Source organism: Paracoccus alkenifer (genome assembly GCF_900108405.1).
GTDB classification, from domain to species: domain Bacteria; phylum Pseudomonadota; class Alphaproteobacteria; order Rhodobacterales; family Rhodobacteraceae; genus Paracoccus; species Paracoccus alkenifer.
The window spans coordinates 162,263-186,468 of record NZ_FNXG01000002.1 but is presented as its reverse complement, the minus strand read 5'-3'; the positions used below and the strand labels follow the sequence as shown (position 1 = coordinate 186,468).

24 protein-coding genes are annotated in these 24,206 nt (G+C 69.6%); 5 read left to right on the top strand and 19 right to left on the bottom strand.

Going from position 1 to position 24,206, the window contains the following annotated elements:
- Positions 1-13 precede the first annotated feature (13 nt).
- The 6 genes from BLW83_RS05070 to cobT all read right to left on the bottom strand — a co-directional run bounded on the left by BLW83_RS05070 (position 14) and on the right by cobT (position 8,079).
- Positions 14-655, bottom strand: a complete 642-nt coding sequence (locus tag BLW83_RS05070; RefSeq protein WP_245728641.1) for a CPBP family intramembrane glutamic endopeptidase — start codon at positions 653-655, stop codon at positions 14-16.
- Positions 656-1,450, bottom strand: a complete 795-nt coding sequence (locus BLW83_RS05065; RefSeq protein ID WP_090846287.1) for a glycoside hydrolase family 25 protein — start codon at positions 1,448-1,450, stop codon at positions 656-658.
- Positions 1,451-1,579: 129 nt separating this feature from the next.
- On the bottom strand, positions 1,580-2,965 hold the full coding sequence (locus BLW83_RS05060; protein ID WP_090846285.1) for an FAD-binding oxidoreductase: 1,386 nt from the start codon (positions 2,963-2,965) through the stop codon (positions 1,580-1,582).
- Positions 2,966-3,197: 232 nt separating this feature from the next.
- Positions 3,198-4,988 carry an aminopeptidase P family protein gene (locus BLW83_RS05055; protein ID WP_090846283.1) on the bottom strand — a complete coding sequence of 597 codons (1,791 nt, stop codon included), beginning with the start codon at positions 4,986-4,988 and terminating at the stop codon, positions 3,198-3,200.
- A 2-nt stretch (positions 4,989-4,990) separates the two neighbouring features.
- Positions 4,991-6,178 (bottom strand): patatin-like phospholipase family protein, encoded by a 1,188-nt coding sequence (locus BLW83_RS05050; RefSeq protein WP_090846281.1) that lies wholly within the window; start codon positions 6,176-6,178, stop codon positions 4,991-4,993.
- A 32-nt stretch (positions 6,179-6,210) separates the two neighbouring features.
- The gene (cobT, locus tag BLW83_RS05045; RefSeq protein WP_090846280.1) at positions 6,211-8,079 is read right to left on the bottom strand and encodes a cobaltochelatase subunit CobT; all 1,869 of its coding nucleotides are present in this window, start codon (positions 8,077-8,079) and stop codon (positions 6,211-6,213) included.
- A 155-nt stretch (positions 8,080-8,234) separates the two neighbouring features.
- Here cobT and BLW83_RS05040 point away from each other — a divergent pair, with 155 nt between their 5' ends.
- Complete coding sequence (locus tag BLW83_RS05040; RefSeq protein ID WP_090846278.1) at positions 8,235-8,690, top strand: hypothetical protein; 456 nt, start codon at positions 8,235-8,237, stop codon at positions 8,688-8,690.
- On the opposite strand, the gene BLW83_RS05035 is transcribed toward BLW83_RS05040, so the two are convergent.
- Positions 8,675-9,064, bottom strand: coding sequence for a winged helix-turn-helix transcriptional regulator (locus BLW83_RS05035; RefSeq protein WP_090846277.1), 390 nt, complete (start codon positions 9,062-9,064; stop codon positions 8,675-8,677). The genes BLW83_RS05040 and BLW83_RS05035 overlap by 16 nt on opposite strands.
- An 85-nt stretch (positions 9,065-9,149) precedes the next feature.
- On the opposite strand from BLW83_RS05035, the gene BLW83_RS05030 reads away from it, so the two are divergent.
- Positions 9,150-9,734: an NADPH-dependent FMN reductase gene (locus tag BLW83_RS05030; RefSeq protein WP_090846275.1), complete on the top strand. Its 585-nt coding sequence runs from the start codon at positions 9,150-9,152 to the stop codon at positions 9,732-9,734.
- Between the two features lie 108 nt (positions 9,735-9,842).
- Here the strand turns inward: BLW83_RS05030 and cobS are convergent, their stop codons facing one another.
- Positions 9,843-10,823, bottom strand: coding sequence for a cobaltochelatase subunit CobS (gene cobS / locus BLW83_RS05025; RefSeq protein WP_090846273.1), 981 nt, complete (start codon positions 10,821-10,823; stop codon positions 9,843-9,845).
- Between the two features lie 178 nt (positions 10,824-11,001).
- On the opposite strand from cobS, the gene BLW83_RS05020 reads away from it, so the two are divergent.
- Entirely contained in the window at positions 11,002-11,973 is a 972-nt protein-coding gene (locus BLW83_RS05020; protein ID WP_090846272.1) for a DUF808 domain-containing protein, read from the top strand.
- 4 nt (positions 11,974-11,977) lie between these two features.
- On the opposite strand, the gene BLW83_RS05015 is transcribed toward BLW83_RS05020, so the two are convergent.
- From BLW83_RS05015 to proC, 5 genes are all read right to left on the bottom strand, one after another.
- Positions 11,978-12,643 carry a DUF1045 domain-containing protein gene (locus BLW83_RS05015; protein WP_090846270.1) on the bottom strand — a complete coding sequence of 222 codons (666 nt, stop codon included), beginning with the start codon at positions 12,641-12,643 and terminating at the stop codon, positions 11,978-11,980.
- Positions 12,644-12,864: 221 nt separating this feature from the next.
- The gene (locus BLW83_RS05010; RefSeq protein WP_090846268.1) at positions 12,865-13,065 is read right to left on the bottom strand and encodes a CsbD family protein; all 201 of its coding nucleotides are present in this window, start codon (positions 13,063-13,065) and stop codon (positions 12,865-12,867) included.
- A 77-nt stretch (positions 13,066-13,142) separates the two neighbouring features.
- A complete protein-coding gene (locus BLW83_RS05005; RefSeq protein ID WP_090846266.1) occupies positions 13,143-14,093 on the bottom strand; it encodes a 2-hydroxyacid dehydrogenase in 951 nt (316 codons plus the stop codon).
- Complete coding sequence (locus BLW83_RS05000) at positions 14,093-14,449, bottom strand: tRNA-binding protein (protein ID WP_090846264.1); 357 nt, start codon at positions 14,447-14,449, stop codon at positions 14,093-14,095. The genes BLW83_RS05005 and BLW83_RS05000 overlap by 1 nt, the downstream gene beginning before the upstream one ends.
- On the bottom strand, positions 14,446-15,249 hold the full coding sequence (proC, locus tag BLW83_RS04995; RefSeq protein WP_090846263.1) for a pyrroline-5-carboxylate reductase: 804 nt from the start codon (positions 15,247-15,249) through the stop codon (positions 14,446-14,448). Before proC ends, BLW83_RS05000 begins: the two co-directional genes overlap by 4 nt.
- Before the next feature lie 108 nt (positions 15,250-15,357).
- On the opposite strand from proC, the gene xseA reads away from it, so the two are divergent.
- Positions 15,358-17,007, top strand: coding sequence for an exodeoxyribonuclease VII large subunit (gene xseA / locus BLW83_RS04990; RefSeq protein WP_090846262.1), 1,650 nt, complete (start codon positions 15,358-15,360; stop codon positions 17,005-17,007).
- 133 nt (positions 17,008-17,140) lie between these two features.
- On the opposite strand, the gene BLW83_RS04985 is transcribed toward xseA, so the two are convergent.
- The 4 genes from BLW83_RS04985 to BLW83_RS04970 all read right to left on the bottom strand — a co-directional run bounded on the left by BLW83_RS04985 (position 17,141) and on the right by BLW83_RS04970 (position 21,109).
- Positions 17,141-18,379, bottom strand: coding sequence for an MFS transporter (locus BLW83_RS04985; protein ID WP_090846260.1), 1,239 nt, complete (start codon positions 18,377-18,379; stop codon positions 17,141-17,143).
- Positions 18,376-19,029, bottom strand: coding sequence for a bifunctional 4-hydroxy-2-oxoglutarate aldolase/2-dehydro-3-deoxy-phosphogluconate aldolase (eda, locus tag BLW83_RS04980; protein WP_090846256.1), 654 nt, complete (start codon positions 19,027-19,029; stop codon positions 18,376-18,378). The genes BLW83_RS04985 and eda overlap by 4 nt, the downstream gene beginning before the upstream one ends.
- Before the next feature lie 216 nt (positions 19,030-19,245).
- Positions 19,246-19,887: a DUF1190 domain-containing protein gene (locus BLW83_RS04975; protein WP_090846254.1), complete on the bottom strand. Its 642-nt coding sequence runs from the start codon at positions 19,885-19,887 to the stop codon at positions 19,246-19,248.
- A 4-nt stretch (positions 19,888-19,891) separates the two neighbouring features.
- Positions 19,892-21,109 (bottom strand): glutathionylspermidine synthase family protein, encoded by a 1,218-nt coding sequence (locus BLW83_RS04970; protein WP_090846252.1) that lies wholly within the window; start codon positions 21,107-21,109, stop codon positions 19,892-19,894.
- Between the two features lie 235 nt (positions 21,110-21,344).
- Here BLW83_RS04970 and BLW83_RS04965 point away from each other — a divergent pair, with 235 nt between their 5' ends.
- Positions 21,345-21,848, top strand: coding sequence for a type III secretion system chaperone family protein (locus tag BLW83_RS04965; protein ID WP_090846250.1), 504 nt, complete (start codon positions 21,345-21,347; stop codon positions 21,846-21,848).
- A 175-nt stretch (positions 21,849-22,023) separates the two neighbouring features.
- On the opposite strand, the gene proB is transcribed toward BLW83_RS04965, so the two are convergent.
- Positions 22,024-23,160, bottom strand: a complete 1,137-nt coding sequence (proB, locus tag BLW83_RS04960; RefSeq protein ID WP_090846248.1) for a glutamate 5-kinase — start codon at positions 23,158-23,160, stop codon at positions 22,024-22,026.
- Positions 23,157-24,185, bottom strand: coding sequence for a GTPase ObgE (gene obgE / locus BLW83_RS04955; RefSeq protein ID WP_090846246.1), 1,029 nt, complete (start codon positions 24,183-24,185; stop codon positions 23,157-23,159). The genes proB and obgE overlap by 4 nt, the downstream gene beginning before the upstream one ends.
- Positions 24,186-24,206: the final 21 nt, after the last annotated feature.

Below are 24,206 nucleotides of genomic sequence, written 5' to 3'. Positions count from 1 at the left end.
GCAGCAGCGACGACTAGAACGGCGCCACCACGTTGCCGGACCAGAAATACCGGCCCATGCCGACGGTGAACAGCACATTGCCGGCGATGGCGTGCAACACCCAGGCGGCCGGAAAGCCGCGGCGCAGATAGGTCCGCGCAAAGATCCAGCCGCCGGCAAAGGTCAGCGCCGCCACGACCCACGACCAATACATCAGATGCGCCAGCGAAAACAGCGCCGCATTGGCCAGCGCCGCCCGGCCGGGGGTGGGAAACAGCCGCCCGTAGCGGTGAAAGAACAGCGCGCGAAAGATCAGCTCTTGCGGCAGCGCCGACAGCAGCGGGTAAAGACACCACAGCAGCGCCAGGAACCGCAGCCGCTCGGGCGACAGATGCGGCAGGAACCCGGGGTTGCCCCAGCGCATGATCGCCAGCCCCACCGCCGCCACCGCCAGCCCGAACAGCGCCGAGGCCGCCCAATGCACCCTGCCCCAGCCGCGGATCAGGTTGCGCCAGTCGAAATTGCCGGTCCACCACAGCAGCCCCAGCCCGGCCAGCGTGAACCCGAACAGCGCCAGAAACATCAGCCGGGGCGGCAGCAGCAGCGCGATGGCCAGCGGCGCGCCGATGAACAGCGCCGCGAACTCGGCCCAGAGCGTGGCGCCCGGACGGCCCAATTACCGCTGCATCCTCGATCCCAGCCACATGTTCCACTGCGCCCGGTTCCCGGCAAAGGCGTTCAGATCGACATTGCCCCGGAACCCCGGCGCGGTGCCGGTGCCGGTATATTGCCAGAAGGTCCAGCGCTGGCCCGGATAGGTCTCGCGCGGGTGGTCGGCGACCGAGCGCAGCCAGAACTCGGCGTTCAGGTGACGGATATTGGTGTCGCGGTAGAAATCAACCGTGGTGTAGATGATCGGCCGCTGCCCGTAATACTGGGTGATGACCGACAGAAAGGCCGAGACCTCGCGCTGCACCTCGGCGGCCGAGGGCTTGTGGCGGCAGTTGCGCGAGGCGTGGTTCCATTCCAGATCCAGCACCGGCGGCAGCGCGCCGCGTTCGCGCGGCACATTGGCGATGAACCATGCGGCCTGCTCGGCCCCGCCGCGGCAGAAGTAATAGAAATGATACGCCCCGCGCGGCACGCCCGCGGCCCTGGCGTCGGCCCAGTAGCGGCGGAAATTCGGGTCGGAATGATCGCCCCCCTCGGTCGCCTTGATAAAGGCGAAACTGACGCCGGCGCGGCGGGCGGCGTGCCAGTCCACATTGCCCTGATAGCGCGAGACATCGACGCCATGCACCGGCAGGTTATAGGGGTGGCCGTGTTTCCAGACATGGGGGGCGGTGTCGCCAAAGGCCGGCACGGCGCCGCCCGTATAGCTGCCGCCGACGATGCCGCGCGGCCCGCCGCCGCCACAGGCGGCAAGCGCCGTCACCGCCACCAAGGCAGCCGCCCTGACCCACTGTCTCATGTCCCGCCTCGTGCAGTTTCTTTTGTATCTTTGGCCGGATTATTCCACAGGCCAGCGACCAAAGCCACGCCGGGACTTTCGGCGCGGCCCCGGCGCAGGATCACGAAAGCGTCAGGCCGGGTGCGCGTTTCAGCCGATCCCCGGCACCAGCTTGCCCGGGTTCATGATGTTGTTGGGATCCAGCGCCAGCTTGATCGCCTGCATCACGGCAATGGCATCGTCGCCGTGCTGATCGCGCATCAGGTCCAGCTTGCCGATGCCCACCCCGTGTTCGCCGCTGATCGTGCCGCCGACCTTCAGCGCGCGCTCGGCCATGCCGCGGGCGATGCGCTTGGCGCTTGCGATCTCGGCTTCGTTGCCCGGCTCGACCAGCATCAGCATGTGGAAATTGCCGTCGCCGACATGGCCCACGATATTGCCGAAGATGCCGGCCTTTTCCATGTCCGCCGCGGCGGCGGCCACCGCGCCGGGCAGTTCCGACATCGGCACGCAGATATCCGTCGTCACCCCCGTCGCCCCGGGCCGCAGCTTGAGCGTGGCGGTGTATGCGGCATGGCGCGCCGCCCACAGCCGGTTGCGTTCATCCCGGTCCGAGGCCCACTCGAACCTCTCGCCGCCGTTATCCTCGGCCAGCGCCCCGAACGCCTCGGCATCGGCCTTGACCGAATCGGGCGAGCCGGTGAACTCGACCAGCAGATGCGGTTTTTCAGGGTAACGCTCGGTCCCCAGCTCAAGGTTGATCGCGCGCATCGCCAGCGGGTTCATGAATTCGATCCGCGCCATGGGAATGCCCATCTGCATGGTCTGCGCGACGCAGGTCACCGCCTCGGTCAGGGTCGGGAACGCGCAGACGGCGGCCGCGACCTCTTCGGGCTGGCCGTAAAGCCGCAGGGTCAGCTCGGTGATGATGCCCAGCGTGCCTTCGGACCCCACCATCAGCGCGGTCAGGTCATAGCCGGCGCTGGATTTCGCCGCCCGCGTGCCGGTGCGGATCACCCGCCCGTCGGCCAGCACGACCTCAAGCGCCAGCACGTTCTGGCGCATGGTGCCGTAACGCACCGCGGTGGTGCCGCTGGCGCGGGTCGCGGCCATGCCGCCCAGACTGGCATTGGCGCCGGGGTCCAGCGGGAACATCAACCCGGTTGCGCGCAGCTCGGTGTTCAGCCCCTCGCGCGTCACGCCGGGCTGGACCACGGCCAGCATGTCCTCGGGGCGCACCTCAAGCACGCGGTCCATCCGCATCAGGTCCACCACCAGCCCGCCATGGATCGCCAGCGCGTGGCCTTCCAACGAGGTGCCGGTGCCCCAGCCGATCACCGGCACGCCATGGGCGTTGCAGATCCGCAGGATCGCCGAAACCTCGCCCGTGTTCAACGGAAAGGCCACCGCATCGGGCGGCGGCGCGCGGTGGAACGTCTCGGACGCGCCATGCAGCGCGCGTTCGGATTCGCCGGTGGACAGCCGCTCGCCCAGAACGGCGCGCAATTCGGACAGGACATTCTCGGGAATGGGCATCGTCAGACTCCTCAAGGTCGCGGATAAATCTGCCACCGCGTCCCGCCGCTCTCAAGACCGGATCGCGTCCCTGCGGCAACAGGCGCTTTCATCTTGCCCCAAATATCCCGTGGCTTGTGAGCGCCCGGAAAACAGTCCTGTGGACTGTTTTCAGCGAACAAGGCCACGGCAGTGGCCGCAGACGACGGGGGCAGCGCCCCCGACCGCCCGCACCCCCCAGCCGCCCGCACGGCTACAAAGGCGCCGTCGCCTGCTCCAGCCAGCCGCGCAGCCCCTCGGGCAGCAGGGGGCCGATCTCGGCCCGCACCCTTGCGTGATAGGCGTCAAGCCAGGCGGTCTCGGCGCGGCTCAGCATCCCCGGCTCGATCAACCGGCGGTCGATGGGCACCAGGGTCAGGGTCTCGAACCCCAGCATGTCGCGGCCGTCGGGGCTGGGGGCGGGTTCCACCGCGATCAGGTTCTCGATGCGGATGCCCCATTCGCCCTCGCGGTAATAGCCGGGCTCGTTGGAAAAGATCATCCCCGGCTCCAGCGGCAGCTCGGATCGCCGGGAAATCCGCAGCGGCCCTTCGTGGACGCACAGCGCCGCGCCGACGCCGTGGCCGGTGCCGTGGTCGAAATCCAGCCCCGCGGTCCACAAGGGCGCCCGCGCCACCGCCTCGATGTCGCGCCCGGCCATGCCGCGGGGAAAGCGCAGCCGGCTCAGCCCGATCATCCCTTGCAACACGCGGGTATAGGCATCGCGCGCCACCTCGGACGCCGGGCCGGTGGCGATGGTGCGGGTGATGTCGGTGGTGCCGTCGGGATATTGCCCGCCCGAATCGAGCAGCAGCAGATCGCCCGGACGGATGGTGCGGTCGGTGGCCTCGGTCACGCGGTAATGCACGATGGCGCCGTTCGGCCCGGCCCCGCAGATGGTGTCGAAGCTGATGTCGATGGCGCCGGCCTCGCGCCGGAACCCTTCCAGTGCGCGCACCACGTCGATTTCGCTGAAACTGCCCGGCGCCTGCGCGTCGATCCAGGAAAGCGCCCGGATCATCGCCACCGCGTCGCGGCGATGGGCGGCGCGCATCCCCGAAAGCTCGGCCGGGGTCTTGCGGGCCTTGGGCAGCGCCACCGGGTCGCGGGCGCGGGCGATCTCGCGCCCTGCGGTTTCAAGCGCGCGAAACACCGCCTCGGGGGCGCTGTCGGGGTCCAGCCGGACGGCGCCCGGCAGCGCCGCCAGCCCGGCGGCGAACTGGTCAGGGGGCGCGATGGTCACGCCGTTGCCCAGATGCGCGCGAACCTCGGCGTCGAATTTCCCGGGATCGGCGTAAAGCCCGACCCGGCCTTTGGCATCCACCGTGGCAAACGCCTGCACCACCGGGTTGCGGGGAATGTCGGCGCCGCGAATGTTCAGCAGCCAGGCGATGGAATCGGGCAGGGTCAGCACCGTCGCCCCCTGCCCCTCGGCGCGCAGCGCCTGCGCCACCGCCTCGCGCCGCTGGGCCGAGGTCGCCCCGGCCAGCGCCGCGTCATGCACCCGTGCGGCCCCCTGCGGCGGCGCCGGGCGCTCAGGCCAGATCGCATCGACCGGGTTCGGGATCGTGCGCAGGGTGATGCCGCTGCCGTCCAGCCCGCGGGACAGCGTCTCGATCTCGGTGCGGCTGTGCAGCCACGCATCGAACCCCAGCACGCCGCCATGGGGCAGCGCCTCGCGCAGCCAGGCGGCGGCCGAGGTCTCGGGCCATGGCACCGGAGTAAAGACCGCCGAGTCGGTTTCAGCCCGCACCTGCACGCGGTAGCGGCCGTCGATGAACACCCCCGCCTGCAACGCGGTGATAATGGCAAAGCCGGCGCTGCCGGAAAACCCGGTCAGCCAGCGCAGCCGCGCGTCCGAATCAGCGACATATTCGCCCTGATACGCATCGGCGCGCGGCACGATCACCGCCTCCAGCCCCTCGCGTGCCATCAGCCCGCGCAGCGCCGCCACCCGCGGTCCTGCCGCGGAGGGGTCGGCGGCATTGCCGAAATCCTGCCACATGGTCAGCCCTCCATCGCCGCCTGCGGCGCGGCCGCGCCCAGCAGCGGCGCGATATCCTCGGCCCAGGCGCGGCCCGACAGCCCGGCGGCATGGCCGGTGCGAAACAGCGTCTGCATGTAAAGCGGATCGAACGGCACGCTGGAGATATAGGGGAAATCCGGCGGCACCGCGGTCATCCGCAGCCGGAACCCGTCGCGGCTGGCCTGCCGGGCGATGGTGTCCATGTCGCTGTGGGCCTGCGACTTGATCATCGTGTCCAGCCCGCGTTCGACCACCGCCACCGCCGAGCCGCCGGTCGCCCGCAGTTCCGGCGCCAGCTTGGAGTTGCGGATCACCCACAGATTGCGCTGCCCGCGCCCGCGCGGCGGCCGGACCCATGGCGGATAGGCAAAGATGCCGTGGGTCACACCGCCATCGACATGCAATTCCGCATAGCGCCGCCCGTCCGCCACCACCTCGATCGGCACCGGCGGGAACGCCCCGGGGATCGAGGCCGAGGCCAGCAGCACCTGCCGGATCAACTCGACCCGGTCGGGCTGCCCCGAGGCCGCAATGCGCCCGATATCCCAGACCACCTGCCGCTGCGCGTCCAGATTGGTGGTGCCGATCAGCAGGATCCGGCCCCGTTCGCGTTCGGCCGCGATCGCATCGACCATCCGGGGCGACACGATGGCCGCGATGCGCCGGCGCAGCGGCGCCGGATCACCGACAGCGGGTGCGCCGGTCAATACCTGCAACGGTTTCAGCAGCAGCACATCGGCCGAGCGGGTCTCGGTATAGAAATGTTCCAGATGCGGGTCGTAATGCGACCCCAGAAACGCCAGCGGCGCGATCAGCGCCCCGGTCGAGACCCCGGTGACGTAATCGAAACGCGGCCGGTCGCCGCGCTCGCTCCAGCCCTTGAGGAACCCGGCGCCGTAAGCGCCGCCGTCGCTGCCGCCCGACAGCGCCAGCAGGTCCACCCGCGCGGCCGAGGACAGCAGCCCATACGCCGGATCGCTTTCCAGCAGGTCCGGCGGGCCGGGCTGATCGCCCCAGACGCGGATCGTCCCGTAGCCGGGCGGCGCGGCCGCGACCCCCGCGGGCGGCGGGTCGGCGGTAAAGCGCGCAGCCGTCAGCCCGCAGGCCGACAACGCCGCCGGCGCCGCCAGCGCCAGCACCGCACGACGCGGCAAACGGCTGTTCAGCATCGCGAAACCTCCTGCCCCCCACGGGGCCGCCCTCAGAAACCCCGCCGACCGCCCACCGCCATGGCGCGGGCGCGCTTGCGGGGGTCGGCCTCGAACAGCGCGGCCAGCTGTTCGGTCATCGCGCCGGCCAGCTGTTCCACGTCGGTGATGGTCACCGCGCGCTGGTAATAGCGGGTCACGTCGTGGCCGATGCCAATGGCGATCAGTTCGACCTGCCGCCGCCGCTCGACCATGGCGATCACGTCGCGCAGGTGTTTTTCCAGATAATTCGCCGGGTTCACCGACAGGGTGGAATCGTCCACCGGCGCGCCGTCCGAAATCACCATCAGGATGCGCCGCGCCTCGGCCCGCTTGACCAGCCGCCGATGCGCCCATTCCAGCGCCTCGCCGTCGATGTTTTCCTTGAGCAGCCCCTCTTTCATCATCAGGCCAAGGTTCGGCCGCACCCGCCGCCACGGCGCATCCGCGCCCTTGTAGATGATGTGGCGCAGGTCGTTCAGCCGCCCCGGCCCGGCCGGGCGCCCGTCTTTCAGCCATTTTTCCCGGCTTTGCCCGCCTTTCCACGCGCGCGTGGTAAAGCCCAGCAGCTCGACCTTGACCGAGCAGCGTTCCAGCGTGCGCGCCAGCACATCGGCGCAGATCGCGGCGATGCTGATCGGGCGCCCGCGCATCGAGCCCGAGTTGTCGATGAGGATCGTCACCACGGTGTCGCGGAACTCGGTGTCCTTTTCGACCTTGAAGGACAGCGGAGTCGTCGGGTTGGCGACCACGCGCGCCAGACGGCCGGCGTCCAGCACCCCTTCTTCCTTGTCGAATTCCCAGCTGCGGTTCTGCTGGGCTTGCAGGCGGCGTTGCAGCTTGTTGGCCAGCCGGCTGACCGCGCCGCGCAGCGGTTCCAACTGCTTGTCGAGATAGGCGCGCAGCCGTTCCAGTTCGGCCGGATCGGCCAGATCCTCGGCGCGGATTTCCTCGTCGAAAATCTGGGTATAGACGCGGTAATCGGGGCTGGCGTCGCTGACCGGGGGCGGCAGCTCGGGCGGCATTTCGCTGTCGGGCTGCTCGGCGTCCTCGACCAGTTCCTCGTCGGACTGGTCGTCAAGGCTGACCTGAGCCTGGCGTTCGTCCTGGGTGCGTTCCTGGCTGCGCTCTGGGCTGGCCTCGGTATCTTCGGCATCGGCCTGTTCGGCGGATTCCTCGCTGCCCGATTCCTGCTGCTGTTCGGCATCCTCGTCGGGGGCGTCGGGTTCGGGCTGGTCGGGGTCGTCGCCCAGCTGGTCGCCATAGCCGAGATCGGCGATCATCCGCCGCGCCAGCCGGGCAAAGGCCGCCTGATCGGGCAGCGCCGCGTCGATGTCGGCCAGCGCCTCGCCGGCCTGCTGTTCGACAAAGGGGCGCCAAAGGTCCGCGACATGCTGCGCCGCATGGGGCAGCGGCCGGCCAGTGGCGGCCTGGCGCAGGATATAGCCCGCCGCCGCCGCCAGCGGCGCGTCCGAAGGCGACTTGATCTGCGCGAACCCGCGCCGCTCGGCCTCGGCCCCCAGCTTTGCGTCGATATTCGACAGCGCCCCGGGCATGTCGCGCGCGCCCAAAGCCTCGCAACGGGCAGTCTCCATCGCCTCGTAAAGCTCGCGCGCCATCGGGCCGGCGGGGACATAGCGGGCGTGGGTCGCGGGGTCGTGGTGGCGCAGCTTCATCGCCAGCGCGTCGGCGGTGCCGCGGGCCTGAAGGATCTCGTCGCGGGTCATGCGCCGGCTGACCTGCGGCAGGCGCATGGTGTCGCCCGCCACCCCCGAGGGGTCGGCGGTGAAGGTGACGGTCAGCTCATGCTCGTCGGCCAGCGCGCGCGTGGCCTCGGCCAGGGCCTTCTTGAACGGATCGGCGGGGTTGTCGGATCTTTTCATGGTAGTGTTTTGAGCCGTTCGGCGGCGGCTGTCCATAAGCATTGCCGCCGGACCGGGGGCCAGCCCCCGGACCCCGGGATATTTGGGTGATGAAGAAACAATGAAACCGGCGCCGGGGCGGGGCGTTCGGTGGGCAGACACGGAAAGGAGTCGTGATGCGGGCGATGCTGGTTCTGGCGGCGGCGCTGCTGCCCCTGCCGCTTGCGGCCGACACGCCCGAGTGCGGCGCGGCGGCACAGGCGGCCTGGCGCGAGGGGTTTTCGGCCGGGGTCGAGGCGGTGAACGCGCAGCTGGGTGCGGTCACCGCGCAGATCCAGGCCGACGTGCAGGCGCAGGTGGACGCGCAGCTGACCCGGATCGAGGCGGACCGGCGCCGCGAGCTTGATTCGCGGCTGGCCGAGGCGCAGGCGGGCGCGCTGGCCGCGCAGGGGCCGGTGGCGGCAGGGGCCGGAATGCCAAGCCTGCCGCCGCTGGCGCGCCATTCCGGCGGCGGGATTGCGCCGGCCGAATCACCCGAGGCGCTGCCGCCGGGCGCCACCATCACCATCACCGACCCGCAGAACCTGCCGCCCGAGCTGTTCCGCGCCCTGATGGATCACGCAGGCCGGTAACCTGCGTCGGGGTGGCGCGCATCATAGGCATGGCGCGCCGCGTCGATCGCATCGGCATGGGCAAAGGTCCACTCGGCCAGCGCCGCAATCGGGCAAAACAGGTCCAGCCCCATCGGGGTCAGCGCATATTCCACCTGCGGCGGCGTCACCGGCGTCACCGTCCGGCTGACGAACCCGTCGCGTTCCAGGTTGCGCAGCGTCCGCGTCAGCATCTTCTGCGAGATGCTGCCCAGTTCGCGCTTGAGCGCCGAGAACCGTTTCGGCCCCTGCCCCAGCGCGCGCACGATCAGCAGCGTCCATTTATCGCCGATGCGGGACAGCAATTCGCTGATGCGCTGGCAGGTGCCGGTGTCATGGGTGTCGGTTGGTATCATTTCGGTGCCTTCTTGCGGGGTCCGGCGCAGGTCTCTAACTGATCCGAAGTATCTTATGGAAACCATGTTAATTACGGAAACCACTATGTCCAAGCCCAGAATCGCCGTCATCATCAGCTCGACCCGCAAGGCACGCTTTGCCGACAAACCCGCCGCCTGGCTGATGGCGCAGGTCGCCAACCACCCGGAACTGGATTTCGAACTGGTCGACCTGCGCGACCAGGATCTGCCGTTCTTTGACGAGGCCGCCTCGAACCTGTGGGCGCCGTCGCAGGACGAACGCGCGCAGCGCTGGCAGGAAAAGGTGGCGGGTTTTGACGGCTATCTGTTCGTGCTGGCCGAATACAACCACTCGATGCCGGCGGCGCTGAAGAACGCATTCGATCAGGATTACGTGGGCTGGAACCGAAAGCCCGGCGGCGCGCTGGCCTATGGCTCGATGGGTGGCGCCCGCGCGCTGGAACATCTGCGCAACGTGATGGTCGAGGTGCAGATGGTGCCGCTGCGCAACGCCGTCCACATCGGCGGCAGCGACTTTTTCAAGGTCTGGAGCGGCGGCCAGAACGCCCCCCTGTCCGAGATCGAGGGCATCCTGAAACCCTCGCTGGACGCGATGCTGGACGAGCTGGTCTGGTGGACCAGGGCGACCAAAGCCGCGCGCGAGGGCTGAAACAGCAAAGGCGCCCCGACAGCGGCGCCTTTTTGCACTTTCATCTTGCCCCAAATATCCCGGGGGAGTCGCGCAGCGACGGGGGCAGCGCCCCCACCCCCGCCTGACCTACCCCGCCTTGACCACCGCGCTTTCGGGCAGTTCCTCGTCGAACAGGCGCTGATAGAACTCGGCGACCGTCTGGCGCTCCAGCTCGTCGCATTTGTTCAGGAAGGTCAGGCGGAAGGCATAGCCGATATTGTCGCCGAAGATGCGGGCGTTCTGCGCCCAGGCGATCACCGTGCGGGGCGACATCACCGTGGACAGGTCGCCCTGCATGAAGGCGGTGCGGGTCAGGTCGGCCAACGTCACCATCTGGCTGATGGTGCGACGGCCCTTTTCGGTGTTGTAGGCCGGGTTCTTGGACAGCACGATCGCCACCTCGGCGTCGTGGCTGAGATAGTTCAGGGTCGAGACCAGCGACCAGCGGTCCATCTGGCCCTGGTTGATCTGCTGGGTGCCGTGGTAAAGCCCGGTGGTGTCGCCCAGACCCACGGTGTTGGCGGTGGCGAACAGGCGGAAATACGGGTTGGGGGTGATGACCTCGTTCTGGTCCAGCAGGGTCAGCTTGCCGTCGGCCTCAAGCACGCGCTGGATCACGAACATCACATCGGCGCGGCCGGCGTCGTATTCGTCGAACACGATGGCGGTGGGGTTGCGCAGCGCCCAGGGCAGGATGCCCTCGTGGAACACGGTCACCTGCTTGCCGTCCACCAGCTTGATCGCATCCTTGCCGATCAGGTCGATGCGGCTGACGTGGCTGTCCAGGTTCACCCGCACGCAGGGCCAGTTCAGCCGGGCCGCCACCTGCTCGATATGGGTGGATTTGCCGGTGCCGTGATAGCCCTGGATCATCACCCGGCGGTTATAGACGAAACCGGCCAGAATCGCCAGGGTCGTGTCGGGGTCGAATTTATAGGTCAGGTCCAGGTCCGGCACCCGCTCGGTGCGTTGCGCGAACCCTTTGACCTTCATGTCGCTGTCGATGCCGAAGACGTCGCGGATGTCGATCTCTTCGGTGGGTTTCGCATTCACATCCAGATCGGCCATCGTTCCACGTCCTTTCAGTCCTCAGGCCCGGTGATGGAACATCCTTGCCGCTTGCGCAAGGCGTTCCGGCGGCCGACCATCGCCGAACCGAAACTCGGCCCGGTGCGTTCGCTGTCGCGCGGCGCGGCTTGGGCGGGGTCGGGCAGCACCGCGAAAACTTCAGGGGACGACAGGCGGAATGAGCGGACTGATCGCACTTCTCGACGATGTGGCGGGGATCGCCAAGGTGGCGGCGGCATCGGTGGATGACGTGGCCGGAATGTCCGCCAAGGCCGGGGCCAAGGCCGCGGGCGCGGTGATCGACGATGCGGCGGTCACGCCCAAATACGTCCACGGCTTCGACGCCAGCCGCGAGATCCCGATCGTCTGGCGCATCGCCAAGGGGTCGGTGTTCAACAAGGTGGTGATCCTGCTGCCCGCGGCGCTGATCCTGTCGCAATTCGCGCCGTGGCTCATCACCCCGCTGCTGATGCTGGGCGGCGCCTATCTGTGTTTCGAGGGCGCCGAGAAAATCTGGCACGCCTTCGGTCCGCACCCCGCGCACGACCCGCAGGACGCGGCCCCGCCCGACGATCCGACCTTTCTCGAAGAGACCAGGGTCGCCGGCGCGATCAAGACCGACTTCATCCTGTCGGCGGAAATCATGACCATCGCGCTGGCGGCGATTCCGCCCGGGCAGGGGCTGGTGATGCGCGCCGCGGTGCTGCTGGTGGTGGCGCTGGCGATCACCAGCGCCGTCTATGGGGCGGTGGCGCTGATCGTCAAGGCGGACGACTATGGGCTGGCGCTGGCACGCACCCGCGGGGGCTGGCTGCAAAGCGCCGGGCGCAGGCTGGTCAAGGCGATGCCCGGGTTCATGCAGGCGCTGACGGGGGTCGGCACCGCGGCGATGCTGTGGGTCGGGGGCAATATCGTGCTGCACGGGCTGGAAACCCTGGGGCTGGGCCTGCCGTATGAAACGGTCCGCCACTGGTCCGAGTTCGCCGGCCATGCGGTCCCGCAGGCCGGGCGGGTGCTGAGCTGGCTGGTCACGGCGACGCTCGACGGGATGTTCGGGCTGGTGCTGGGGCTGCTGCTGATCCCGTTCAGCAATGCGGTGCTGGTGCCGGCCTGGCGCCGCGTCCGGGCGTTGATCGGACCCGCAGCGTGACCCCTCAGCCCCGCAGGTCGGCGTGGTGCAGCAGGTGGAATCGCCCGGCGCCGTCCTCACCCATCAGCGCCAGCGCGCTGATCGGATGCGGGCATGGCAGCAACCCCGCCAGCAGCGGCGCCAGCCGCTGGCGCGCGCCCAGCTCGGCATCAGAGGACAAGGCGCCGGTCAGGGTCATGTGATAGCGGAACTCCTCCATCACCCAAGGATAGCCCCAGCGGTCCAGCAGCGCGCGCTGCGCCGCGGTCAACAGCTCGGGGCGGCGGCGGGCGCGTTCCTCGGGGGTCAGGGGGGCGCGAAACCCGTCCAGCCCGCGAACCACCGCGGCGGCAAGCGCCCCCACGGCAACGGGCTGCGGGTCGAACACCAGCGCCAGAACCCCGGCGATCCGGCGCAGCTGCAACCCCGGCTGGGCCGCGACCGGCGCCAGCCCGGCGCAGACCCGCTCGAACGCCGCGACCAGAGCCAAGGGCGAGCAGCCCGGCGCCAGCCGGAACGGCGCCTTGATGGTGGCGTGAAACCCGTAGCGGCGCGGGCTGTCCGCCAGCGCGCCGCCCAGGCCCCGGGTCTCGCACCCGCGCCGAGTGTCCCAGCCCAGCCACTCGGCCCCGAAATCGGCCAGCGCCTCCGGCCCCGGATCATAAATCGCATAACGCCGGTATTCCGTCACGCAGGCCCCCTTTTACCGCCGCCAGGCTCTTTCATCTTGCCCCAAATATCCCCTGCGGCCCCCGAGCGCCCCGAAAACACTCAGGCCGACCGCTCCCAGCGAGGACAGCCACGCCAAGGGTCGGGCGAGTCCCCGCTTGCAACCGCGCCGCCGGTTTGGGCGCATCATTGCAAAAGAGGCGCCCCGCAAGGCGCCTCTTCTTCATCCGGCCATGGCCCGGATCACATGTGGCGGCCGAAGAAATCATTCATCTTGGTTTCGACCTCATCCTTGGCCCAGCCATAGCGTTCCTGCAACTTGCCGGCCAGCTTGTCGCGCTTGCCGTCGATCTCGGTCAGCTCGTCATCGGTCAGGTCGCCCCATTGTTCCTTGACCGAACCCTTGAGCTGACCCCATTTGCCTTCGATGACATCCCAGTTCATTGCGCAGTCTCCGTTGTGCGGTTGCGTTTACGGGAATTGAACGCCTCCACCCCTGGATGGTTCCGAAGGCGGGCGGCTCAGGCCACACGGTCGCCCGGCTCGCGCCCCGCCCGCCAGGCCAGCAGGTTGTCCAGCGCCCGCAGGGCCATGGCGGTGCGCACCTCGTCGGCGGCGGTGCCCAGATGGGGCAGCAGCACCGCGTTTTCCAGCGCGACCAGCGCCGCGGGAACCTGCGGCTCGTGTTCATAGACATCCAGCCCGGCACCGGCGATCCTGCGCTCTTGCAGGGCGGCGATCAGGGCGGATTCGTCCACCACGTCGCCGCGGGCGATATTGATCAGGAACGCGCCCCGCTGCATCGCCGCGAGTTCAGGCGCGCCGATCAGATGCCGGCTTGCGCCGCCGCCGGGCACCGCCAGCACCACAAAATCCGCCTGCGCCAGAACCTCGGGCAACGGCAGCTGCGTCGCCGGGAACTCCAGCCCCGACACCGTTGAGCGATTGTGAAACACCACCCGCATGCCGAAACCGTGATGGCAGCGCCGGGCAATGGCCTGCCCGATGCGGCCCATGCCGACGATGCCCACCGTTGCGCCTGAAACGTTGCGCCCCAGCATCTGCGTCGGGTGCCAGCCGGTCCAGCCGCCGGCGCGCAGCAACCGCTCGCCCTCGCCCGCCCGGCGCGCCACCATCAGGATCAGCGCAAGCGCGATGTCGGCGGTCGATTCCGTCACCACCTCGGGGGTGTTGCTGACCGCGATCCCAGCGGCGCGCGCGGCCTCGACGTCGATGTGATTATAACCGGCGCCGAAATTGGCCAGCATCCCGGCCCGCAAATCCCCCGCCCCCAGCACCGAGGCGTTGAACGGATCGCCCAGCGTCGGCAGCACCGCATCATAGTCGCGCAGCGCAGCCAGCGCCTCGGCCTCGGTCAGAGGGGTGGTCTCGTCGCGGAAATCGGCGTCGAACTCGGCACTTATCGCCGCCTCGGCGCGTTCGGTCATCCGCCGTGTCACCAACAGTCGCATCAGTAAAGCCTTCCTCCATCGGGGATCGGCCGGTCGGGGCCGATCAGAACCACCTCGCCCGCCGCGTCGGGCAGGCCCAGCACCAGCACCTCGGAACGAACCTTGCCGATCTGACGCGCCGGGAAATTGACCACGGCGAGCACCTGCCGCCCGATCAGCTCGGCCGGGTCGTAATGGCGGGTGATCTGCGCCGAGCTGCGCTTTTCGCCCAGCTCGCCGAAATCCACCCACAGCTTGATCGCGGGAACCCGCGCCTCGGGGTAGGGCTCGGCGCGGGTCACGGTGCCCACGCGAATGTCGACGCGGGCGAAATCGTCCCAGGCGATCTGCGGGGTCGCGGCCCCGGCGTCGCTCATTGCCCCAACTCGCGCCCGCGGGCGGCGGCGGCGGCGACGGTGCGGGCGATCAGCGGCCCCAGCCCGGTTTCCGGGTCCATCAGCTGCGAAAGCCCCGCCGCGGTGGTGCCCGCGGGCGAGGTCACCGCCTCGCGCAGCCGCGCGGGATCGCCACCCTCTTGCATGGCCAGCGCGCCGGCGCCCGCGACGGTGGCGCTGGCAAGGTCCAGCGCCAGATCGGCGGGCAGTCCCTCGGCCGCGCCTGCGGCGGCCAGCGTCTCGATCAGGTGGAATACATAGGCGGGGCCGGAACCCGACACCGCCGTCACCGCGTCCATCTGCGATTCGTCCCCCAGCCGCACGACGCGGCCCACGGCCTCCATCAACGACTGCGCCAGATCCAGCGCCGCGGCATCGGCCTGCGCATTGCCGACAATGGCGGTGATCCCCTGACCGATCGCGGCCGGGGTGTTCGGCATCGCCCGCACCACCGCCGCCCCCGGAAAGGCGCGCCCGTAAGCCGCCAGCGTCACCCCCGCGGCAACCGACACCACCAGCGCCCCCGAGGCAGCCCCAAGCCCCGCCAGCACATCCCCCATCATCTGCGGCTTGACCGCCAGCACCAGCACCGCCGGATCAGCCGGCAGCGCCCCGTTGACCGAAACGCCCCGTTCCGCCACCCAAGCGGGCGCATTCGGGTCGATGACATGCACCGCCCCCGGCGCCAGTCCCCGCGCCAGCCAGCCCTGCAACAGCGCGCCGCCCATGCGGCCGCAGCCGACCAGCACCAGCCCGCGCCGGTTCAGATGTGCCAGATCCATCGGCCCCCTCCCCCCTTTGTTTCCAGGGCCCAAGGGGTAACGATCCGCGCCGCACTGTCCAGCCCCCTGCCGCTTGCCCCGCGCGCCGCCCCGGTCCATCAAGCAGGGATGAACCTGTTCGAATCCGACACCCCCGAAGGCACCGGCGAGGGCGCTGGCGGCAACGCCCCGGCGCTTAGCGTTTCCGAGCTGTCGGGCGCGGTCAAACGCGTGATCGAGGGCGAATTCGGCCGCGTGCGCGTGCGCGGAGAGGTGGGGCGGGTGTCGCGCCCGGCCTCGGGGCATCTGTATTTCGACCTCAAGGACGACAACGCCAGCATCGCCGGGATCTGCTGGAAGGGACAGGCCGCAAGGCTGGCCCACCGCCCCGAAGAAGGGATGGAGATCATCGCCACCGGCCGGCTGACCACCTATCCCGGCCAGTCGAAATACCAGCTGATCGTCGAGCAGATCGAGCCTGCGGGCGTCGGTGCGCTGATGGCGATGCTGGAACAGCGCCGCCGGGCGCTGGCGGCCGAGGGGCTGTTCGACCCCGCCCGCAAGCGTCCGATCCCGTTCCTGCCCGGGGTGATCGCGGTGGTGACCTCGCCCTCAGGCGCGGTGATCCGCGACATCCTGCACCGGCTGCGCGACCGGTTCCCGTCGCGGGTGCTGATCTGGCCGGTGGCGGTGCAGGGCAGCGCCTGCGCGCCGCAGGTGGCCGACGCGATCACCCGGCTGAACGCGATCGCACCCGGCGGGCCGGTGCCGCGCCCCGACCTGATCATCGTGGCGCGCGGCGGCGGCTCGGTCGAGGATCTGTGGGGCTTCAACGACGAAGCGGTGATCCGCGCGGTGGCGGCGGGGACGATCCCGCTGATCTCGGCGGTGGGCCATGAAACCGACACCACGCTGATCGACCACGCCGCCGACCTGCGCGCCCCCACCCCCACGGCGGCGGCGGAAATGGCGGTGCCGGTGCTGGGTGATCTGGCCGCGCGCATGGCCGAAACGCAGGCGCGGCTGCTGCGGGCGACGCGCGCGCGGATCGAGCTGCCCGCCCAGCGGCTGGGCGACATGGGCCGCGCGCTGGGGCGGCCGCAGGCGCTGATGGAACCGGCGCGGCAACGGCTGGACCTGACCGGGCCGCGGCTGGAATCGGCACTGCGCGGGTTTGTGCGCGACTGTCGCCACCGCACCGATTCGCTGCATCTGCCGCTGTCGGCGCTGCGCCAGTTCATGGCCAGCCGACGCGAGGCGCTGACCCGCACCGGCACGGCGCTGGCGCAGGCCCCCGCGCGCGAGCTGCAACGCCGCCGCACGGCGCTGCCGATGCTGCGCCCGGGCGCGGTGCGCATGGCGCAGATGGCGGCACAGCGGCGGCTGGCCTCGGCCACCGCGCGGCTGGAGGCGGTGCAGACCCGCACAAGGCGCAGCCAGCTGGACGCACACGCCCGGCTGGCCGAGGCCGGACAGCGGCTCGATGCGCTGGCGCCAAGGCTGACGGCGGAACGCCGCGCCGCGCTTGAGACGCTGGACCGGCTGCGCCAGACCCTGGGCCACGCCGAGACCCTCAAACGCGGCTTTGCCATCGTGCGGGGGCCCAAGGGGCAGCTGCTCACCTCGGCCGCGACAGCCGGGGCGGCGGGGCGGCTGGAACTGGAATTCCACGACGGCCGCCTGCCGGTGCGCCCCGAAACCGAACCGCCCCCCGCACAGCCGGAAAAACCGCAAAAACGGGTGTCGCGCCGGAAACCGGATCAGGGATCCCTGTTCTAGGCCAGCTTGTGCCGGCACCGCGGTGACATGGGTATTTGAACCAGAAAGAAGCCCTCGGCCGGGCCTGAACGGGGATTTCTTTCTGGTCCAAATACCCGTTCCGGCCGCGCCGCCTTGCGCCTTGGTGCAGGGTTCACGCGGTCTCGCGCGGGCGCAGGGTCAGCCAGATCAGCGCGCCCCCGGCCAGGATCAGGAACGGCACCATCGCCAGGTTGACCGCCGACCAGCCCTGTTCCGCGGTCCCTCCGCTGCACCCCATCAGCGCCCCCGAGGACAGCGACGCCAGGAACACCCCGCCGAACACGATGGTGTCGTTGATGCCCTGCACGCGGCCGCGTTCCTCGGGGCGGTGGGCGGCGGTGACCATGGCGGTCGCGCCGATAAAGCCGAAATTCCAGCCCACCCCCAGCAGGATCAGCGCCAGGTAGAACTTGTCCAGCGACACGCCGCTCAGCGCCACCGCACCCGCCCCCGCCAGGATCACCAGCCCCGTCGCCACCACCCGTTCCGCGCCAAAGCGGGTGATCAGGCTGCCGGTGAAAAACGCGGGCGCGAACATCGCGATGATATGCGCCGCCGTCACATTCGCTGCATCCGAGGTGCCAAAGCCGCAGCCCACGATCGCCAGCGGGGTCGAGGTCATCACCAGGTTCATCAACGCATAGGACACCATGGCGCAGATGATCGCGACCGCGATTTCAGGGGTGCGCAGCAGCTCGGACGTGCTGCGGCCGGGGCGGGTTGCGGCATTCGCGCCGCTGCCGGAGCTTGGCGGCAGCGGGATGCGCAGAAGCGAAAAGATCAGCGGACCCAGCAGGTTCAGCCCGATGATGACCGCAAAGGTCATCGCAAAGGGCACGGCCGAGGCCTCGGCCGTGATGCTGGCCAGCTGCGGTCCGATCAGCGCCGAGACCAGCCCTCCCGCCTGCACAAGGCTGATCATGCGCGGCTGCAACGGCTCGGGTGCGACATCGGCGACGGCGAAGCGGTAAAACCCCTGCGCCGACATATAGGCGCCGATCAGGGTGCAGCCGAGGGTGAACAGCAGGAAGCTGCTCCATTCCAGCCCGACAAAGGCCACGCCCGCGCCCAGAGCCGCGATCATGCAGGCCAGCGTAAACCCCAGCCTGCGCCCGTGGCGCGCCATGAAGCCCGACAGGAACCGCGCCGAGATGGTCGAGCCCAGCATCGTCATCGACACCGGCAGCGTCGCAAGGCACGGGTTGGGCGCGATCATCGCCCCCGCCAGCCCTGCCGTGATGAAGACCATCGACATCTGCGAGCCCACCAGCGCCTGTGCGGCGGCCAGCACCCACAGGTTCGACCAGGCACGGCGGCGGTTTTGCGGGGTGTCGGCGACAGCGGCGGTCATCGCTCAAGCCCCGCGCCCAGTTCGGCCGCCTGCCGGGCCAGCGCCTCGATCCCCGCCCAGTCGCCCGCGCGCATCATCGCCGCGGGCGCGACCCAGCTGCCGCCGACGCACAGCACGTTCGGCAGGCTGAGATAGGCGGTGGCGTTCTGCGCCGAGATGTCGCCCGTGGGACAAAAGCCGATTCGCGGCAGCGGCCCGGCCAGCGCCTTGAGATAACCCGCCCCTCCCGCCGGCCCGGCCGGAAAGAACTTGAGCGCGTCGAACCCGGCCTCTTGCGCCTGCATCACCTCGGACGCGGTGGCGACGCCGGGCAGCAGCGGCAACCCGGTTTCCGCGCAGGCGGCGGCAAGTGCGCCGGTCATCCCCGGCGAGACCGCGAACCCGGCCCCTGCCGCGCGGGCGGCGCGGGCGTCCTGCGCGCCCAGCACCGTGCCCGCCCCCACGATCGCACCCGGCACCTGCACCATCGCCGCGATCGCATCCAGCGCCGCCGGGGTGCGCAGCGTCACCTCAAGCACCGGCAAGCCGCCCGCGACCAGCGCCTGCGCCAGCGGCACCGCCCAGGCGGCATCCTCGACGACAAGCACCGGAATCACCGGCGCCAGCGCGCAGATTTCGCGGATATGGGCGGACTGGTTTACAGGGGGCATGGCGGGCCTGACGAGTGACGAAAAAACACCGGCGGACCCTGCGACTATTGCAGCCAAGGTGCAAGGGCAGAGGCGCGCCGGCACCGGCAGGGCCGGACCGGGGGCTGCTCGCCCCCCGGGCCGCTGCCACGGCCGCACTTGTTGAAAACGGTTAACCGGACCGTTTCCGGGCGCTCGGACGCCCCGGGATATTTCTACAAGGAATAAGAGGCCGCCCTAGCCGCCCGAACTGCGCGCGCCACCGGTCCGCGAGGTCGCAGAGGCGCCGAAGCCGCCGCGCTGCGCCACCTGCGCCTGGCTCATCGGCGGCTTGCCGATGGTCGAGGGTGCGCGGTTGAAGGTGGCGGCCGGCACCTTGCCCGTGCCCGCGTTGCTGGCGAAGCTCTGGTTGCCCGAGGGGGTGGAATATCCGCCGGGCGAACGCACCATCGGCTGGCTGAACACGCCGCCGCCCCGCGCCAGCATCGAACCCATCATATAGCCCATCAGCAGCGGCATGAAGCTGAACCCGCCGCCCTGCTGCGCCCCCGCCTCGCCCGCCGCCGGGTCGGCCCCGCAGGCGCCCACCCCGTGTTCCTGTTCACACAGCTCGCGCGATTCGTAGCGCGGGGCGGTTTCCAGATGTTCCTGCGCGGCCGCGGCGAACTGGGTGCGGCAGTCATCGGCGCTGAACCACAGCCCGTCGGTCTGCGCGGCGGCAAGGCAGCTGTCGAGATCGGGAAAGGCCTGCGCATCGACCTTGTCGTCCTCGCACGCGGCAAGGGTCAGCACGGCAGCGCCCGCCAGCATCAGCGCCACATGGCGCGAGCGCTTCGAGGGGCGGAGGGTGGTTGCGGGGCGGTCAGAGGTTGCGGTCATGGCCTTACCCTTCGATGAAATGCGGTTTGAAACGGGAAAGATTATGGGTGATGCGGGCGCGGTCCTCGCGCAGGCCCAGCCCGACGCAGTCCTCGCCCACCATCCAGGCGCCCAGCACCGGGTGGAAGCCGTCGAATTCGGGCAGGGTCGCCAGCGCCTGCACCACCTGCGGATGGTGGGAATAGCTGTCGTCGGGGGCGCGGGCGGTTTCGCGCCCGTCCTCGACGATCACCACCCCCGCACCCTCGCGCGAAAAGATCGGCTTGGTCACATGGCCGCGCGCCAGCACCGGCCCGGCAGCGGCGATGGCATCGGCAAATTGGCTCGCATCCCCCCGCCGCGCGGCATCCAGGTCGGCCTGAAAGAACGCCGGCAGCAGGTTGGGGTGGTCGGGGAACAGATGCCACAGCAGCGCCAGCAGCCCCTTGTTCGACAAGACGGCCTTCCACGGCGGCTCGATGAAGCGGGTCTGCGAGGGTTGCAGGTTCGGCGCGAAATCGTCGCGCAGCATGTCTTCCCACGGATACAGCTTGAACAGGGTGCCGATCACCCGGTCGCGGTCGTCGGCAAGCTGGCCCTCGTCGGTCAGGCCGATCCCGGACAGCGCGGTGAAATGCGCGCCCAAGCCCGCCTCGCGCGCGGCCCAGGCCAGCGCCTCGACGGTGGCGTAATCCTCGGGGTTGTCGCGGTCGGCGGCGAAATGCACGTCCTCGCCCGGGGCGCAGATCGCGGCCCAGCGTTCGGCCAGCGCCTCGTGGATGCGGTTGAACTGGTCGGTGTCGGGGCCAAGCACGCCGGCGGCGCGGCATTCCTCGAACCACAGCCACTGGAACGAGGCGGATTCATACAGCGAGGTGGGCGTGTCGGCGTTGTATTCCAACAGCTTGGCCGGGCCGCTGCCGTCATAGGCAAGGTCAAGGCGCCCGTAAAGCTCTGGCTCGCCGTTGGCCCAGGAACGTTCGACGAAATCCCAATGCGCGCGGGGGATGTCCAGCCGCGTCAGCCATTCCTCGGACGCCACCGCATGGGCCACCGCCTCGCGGCACATCCCGTGCAGTTCGGTCGCCGGATCCTCGATGTCGTCCTCGATCTGCGACAGGGTAAATCGATAGGCCGAGGTCTCGTCCCAGTAAGGCTCGCCGCCCATGTCGGCAAAGGTGAATCCAAGCTCGGCCGCGCGCTCGCGCCAGCCGGGCCGCTCGGCCAGCATGATTTTCTGCATCCGGTCGTCCCTGCCCCTGTGGTCGCCCCGATGTGGCAAGCGGGGACGAATGATGCAAGCCGCGCCCGCGCAATTCCGCCGCCTGCCGGCCATGGCCCGCAAATTCCGCTTTACTTCGCGCGCGATTCTGCCAGACCAATATATGGTATGAGGCAGGCCCCTGAACTCGCGGTATAGTGGGCGTGACAACAGGTTGGGGATAAACCCCGCCACCCGGGACAGAGGCGAGCGGAACATGGCCCAGCTGGATCGTTTCATCCACAGCGACGAGATTCACCCCATCGACATCGCGGAATCCGTGGCGGCCCATCGCGCATGGGATTTCGACCGGCTGGCCGACGACCAGATCGCCATGGCGGTCGAGGGCCAGTGGCGCAACTATTCGCTGACCCTCGCCTGGTCGCCGCGCGAAGAGATGCTGCGACTGGTGTGCAGCTTCGACCTGGATCCGCCCCACGCGCGGATGCCCGCACTTTACGAGGTGCTGAACCTGGCCAATGACGAGGTCTGGGACGGCAGCTTCACCTATTGGACGCAACAGCGGCTGATGGTGTGGCGCTACGGGCTGGTGCTGGCGGGCGAGGCAGTGGCCGGCACCGAACAGATCGACCACATGATCCGCCGCGCCATCGAATCCTGCGAACGTTTCTACCCGGCCTTTCAACTGGCCTGCTGGGGCCAGCCCTCGCCGCAAGAGGCGATCGAGATCGCCATGGCCGAGGCCTACGGCCGCGCCTGAACCGCAGTCAGCGGGGCCAGCCCCATCGTCGTATACGACGATCCCCGGGATATTTTCACACCAAAGACGTGTCACAGCAAAGACAAGGCCGCCGCAGCGCGCCTCTTCTGTCCGCAAATATCCTCGGGGGGAATTGCCGCAGGCAATGGGGGGCAGACAGCCCCCCTGCGGCGGATCAGCGATTGACCGCCATGTCGTCGCGGTGGACCAGCGCCGCGCGGATATTGCCGCCAAGGATCGCGGCGATTTCATCGCTGCGCCGGCCAGCGATACGGGCCGCGTCGGTGGAATCATAGCGCGCCAGCCCCTGCGCCAGCGCCGCGCCCGAGGGACCGCGGATCAGCACCGGATCGCCGCGGTGAAACACGCCGCTGACCTGCCGCACCCCCGCCGGCAGCAGCGAGCGGCCGTCGGCCAGCGCCCTTGCCGCACCCTCATCCACCACCAGTTCCCCCTTGGGTTTCATCGCCGCGATCCAGCGCTTGCGGGCGGCCTGGGGGTCGCCCTCGGGCAGGAACCACGTCACCCGCGCGCCCTGCGCCACCGCCGACAGCGGCCGGATCACCGAACCCTCGGCAATCGCCATGGCGCAGCCGCCCGATACCGCGGTGCGCGCCGCCATCAGCTTGGTCTTCATCCCGCCCTTGGATAGCCCGGACACCGGATCGCCGCCCATCGCCTCGATCTCGGGGGTCAGATGCGCCACCACCGGCAGATGCCGGGCCGTGGGATCGGTCTTGGGGTTCGCGGTATAAAGCCCGTCCACGTCCGACAGCAGCAGCAGTTGGTCGGCGCCGCAGGTCACCGCGACCTGCGCGGCCAGCCGGTCGTTGTCGCCATAGCGGATCTCGTCGGTGGCCACGGTGTCGTTTTCGTTCACGATCGGCACCACCCCCAGCCCCAGCAGGGTTCCCACCGTCGCGCGGCTGTTGAGGTAACGGCGGCGATTCTCGGTATCCTCCAGCGTCACCAGGATCTGCGCGGTGATGACGCCGTGGGGGGCCAGCATTTCTTCATAGGCGCGGGCAAGGCGGATCTGTCCGACCGCCGCCGCCGCCTGGCTTTGTTCCAGCGTCAGCGGCCCGGCGGGCAGGCCCAGCACCCGCCGCCCCAGCGCAATCGACCCCGAGGAGACCAGCACCACATCCGCCCCGCGCGCGCGCCACTCGGCCACGTCCTCGCACAAGCCGCGCAGCCAGCCCGCGCGCAGCCCGGCGTCGTCCACCAGCAGCGCGCTGCCGATCTTGACCACCAGCCGCCGGGCGCGGGCGATGTCGGGGGTCACGACCGCCCCGCCCACCGCAAGGCTCATGGCCGCCACGGCTCGGCGTCGCGCGTGTCCATGACGCGCGACGGCTCGATCTGCGCCCACAGCGCGCGCAGCACCTCGGTCACGCCTTCGCAGGACACGGCGGACATGGTCAGCGCCTCGCCTCCGATCTCGGCCTGCAAGGCGGCCAGCCGCTCGGCCCGCGTCTCGTCGTCCAGCGCGTCGATCTTGTTCAGCACGGTGATGCGGGGCTTTTCGGCCAGCACCGGGGAATAGGCGGCAAGCTCGGTCAGGATGGTGCGCGCATCCGCCGCCACGTCGTCCGAGGTGCCGTCGACCAGATGCAGCAGCACATTGGAGCGTTCCACATGGCCCAGGAACTGATCGCCAAGGCCGCGGCCTTCGCTGGCGCCCTCGATCAGGCCGGGGATGTCGGCCATGACGAATTCATGCCCGTCGATCCCCACCACCCCCAGATTCGGCACCAGCGTGGTGAACGGGTAATCCGCAATCTTGGGGCGCGCATTCGACACCGCCGCCAGAAACGTCGATTTCCCCGCATTCGGCAAGCCCACCAGCCCGGCATCGGCGATCAGCTTCAGCCGCAGCCACAGGGTGCGTTCCACCCCCGGCAGGCCGGGATTGGCCCGGCGCGGCGCGCGGTTGGTCGAGGTCTTGAAATGCAGGTTGCCAAAGCCGCCATTTCCGCCCTTGGCCAGCAACACCCGCTGCCCCGGCTCGGTCAGGTCCGCGACGACGGTTTCCTGATCCTCGTCAAGGATCTCGGTCCCCGCCGGCACCTTCAGCACGATGTCGGCACCGCTGGCGCCGGTGCGCTGGCTGCCCATGCCGTGCTGGCCGGATTTCGCAAAGAAATGCTGCTGATAGCGGAAATCTATCAGCGTGTTCAGCCCGTCCACGGCCTCGGCCCAGACATCGCCGCCGCGGCCGCCGTCGCCGCCGTCGGGGCCGCCGAACTCGATGAACTTCTCGCGCCGAAAGGACACGCAGCCGGCCCCGCCCCCGCCCGAGCGGATATAGACCTTGGCTAGATCGAGGAATTTCATGGCAGCTTCCTTGGCGTGACC

Coding starts and splice junctions, on each gene's coding strand:
- BLW83_RS05040 (WP_090846278.1), top strand. CDS start 8,235: ATGCGGGCGATGCTGGTTCTGGCGGCGGCGCTGCTGCCCCTGCCGCTT.
- BLW83_RS04970 (WP_090846252.1), bottom strand. CDS start 21,109: ATGCAGAAAATCATGCTGGCCGAGCGGCCCGGCTGGCGCGAGCGCGCG.
- BLW83_RS05060 (WP_090846285.1), bottom strand. CDS start 2,965: ATGCCCATTCCCGAGAATGTCCTGTCCGAATTGCGCGCCGTTCTGGGC.
- BLW83_RS04975 (WP_090846254.1), bottom strand. CDS start 19,887: ATGACCGCAACCTCTGACCGCCCCGCAACCACCCTCCGCCCCTCGAAG.
- BLW83_RS05055 (WP_090846283.1), bottom strand. CDS start 4,988: ATGTGGCAGGATTTCGGCAATGCCGCCGACCCCTCCGCGGCAGGACCG.
- BLW83_RS05000 (WP_090846264.1), bottom strand. CDS start 14,449: ATGAGCGACGCCGGGGCCGCGACCCCGCAGATCGCCTGGGACGATTTC.
- proB (WP_090846248.1), bottom strand. CDS start 23,160: ATGAGCCTTGCGGTGGGCGGGGCGGTCGTGACCCCCGACATCGCCCGC.
- BLW83_RS04965 (WP_090846250.1), top strand. CDS start 21,345: ATGGCCCAGCTGGATCGTTTCATCCACAGCGACGAGATTCACCCCATC.
- cobT (WP_090846280.1), bottom strand. CDS start 8,079: ATGAAAAGATCCGACAACCCCGCCGATCCGTTCAAGAAGGCCCTGGCC.
- BLW83_RS05020 (WP_090846272.1), top strand. CDS start 11,002: ATGAGCGGACTGATCGCACTTCTCGACGATGTGGCGGGGATCGCCAAG.
- cobS (WP_090846273.1), bottom strand. CDS start 10,823: ATGGCCGATCTGGATGTGAATGCGAAACCCACCGAAGAGATCGACATC.
- proC (WP_090846263.1), bottom strand. CDS start 15,249: ATGGATCTGGCACATCTGAACCGGCGCGGGCTGGTGCTGGTCGGCTGC.
- BLW83_RS05035 (WP_090846277.1), bottom strand. CDS start 9,064: ATGATACCAACCGACACCCATGACACCGGCACCTGCCAGCGCATCAGC.
- BLW83_RS05030 (WP_090846275.1), top strand. CDS start 9,150: ATGTCCAAGCCCAGAATCGCCGTCATCATCAGCTCGACCCGCAAGGCA.
- eda (WP_090846256.1), bottom strand. CDS start 19,029: ATGCCCCCTGTAAACCAGTCCGCCCATATCCGCGAAATCTGCGCGCTG.
- obgE (WP_090846246.1), bottom strand. CDS start 24,185: ATGAAATTCCTCGATCTAGCCAAGGTCTATATCCGCTCGGGCGGGGGC.
- BLW83_RS05050 (WP_090846281.1), bottom strand. CDS start 6,178: ATGCTGAACAGCCGTTTGCCGCGTCGTGCGGTGCTGGCGCTGGCGGCG.
- BLW83_RS05010 (WP_090846268.1), bottom strand. CDS start 13,065: ATGAACTGGGATGTCATCGAAGGCAAATGGGGTCAGCTCAAGGGTTCG.
- BLW83_RS04985 (WP_090846260.1), bottom strand. CDS start 18,379: ATGACCGCCGCTGTCGCCGACACCCCGCAAAACCGCCGCCGTGCCTGG.
- xseA (WP_090846262.1), top strand. CDS start 15,358: ATGAACCTGTTCGAATCCGACACCCCCGAAGGCACCGGCGAGGGCGCT.
- BLW83_RS05065 (WP_090846287.1), bottom strand. CDS start 1,450: ATGAGACAGTGGGTCAGGGCGGCTGCCTTGGTGGCGGTGACGGCGCTT.
- BLW83_RS05005 (WP_090846266.1), bottom strand. CDS start 14,093: ATGCGACTGTTGGTGACACGGCGGATGACCGAACGCGCCGAGGCGGCG.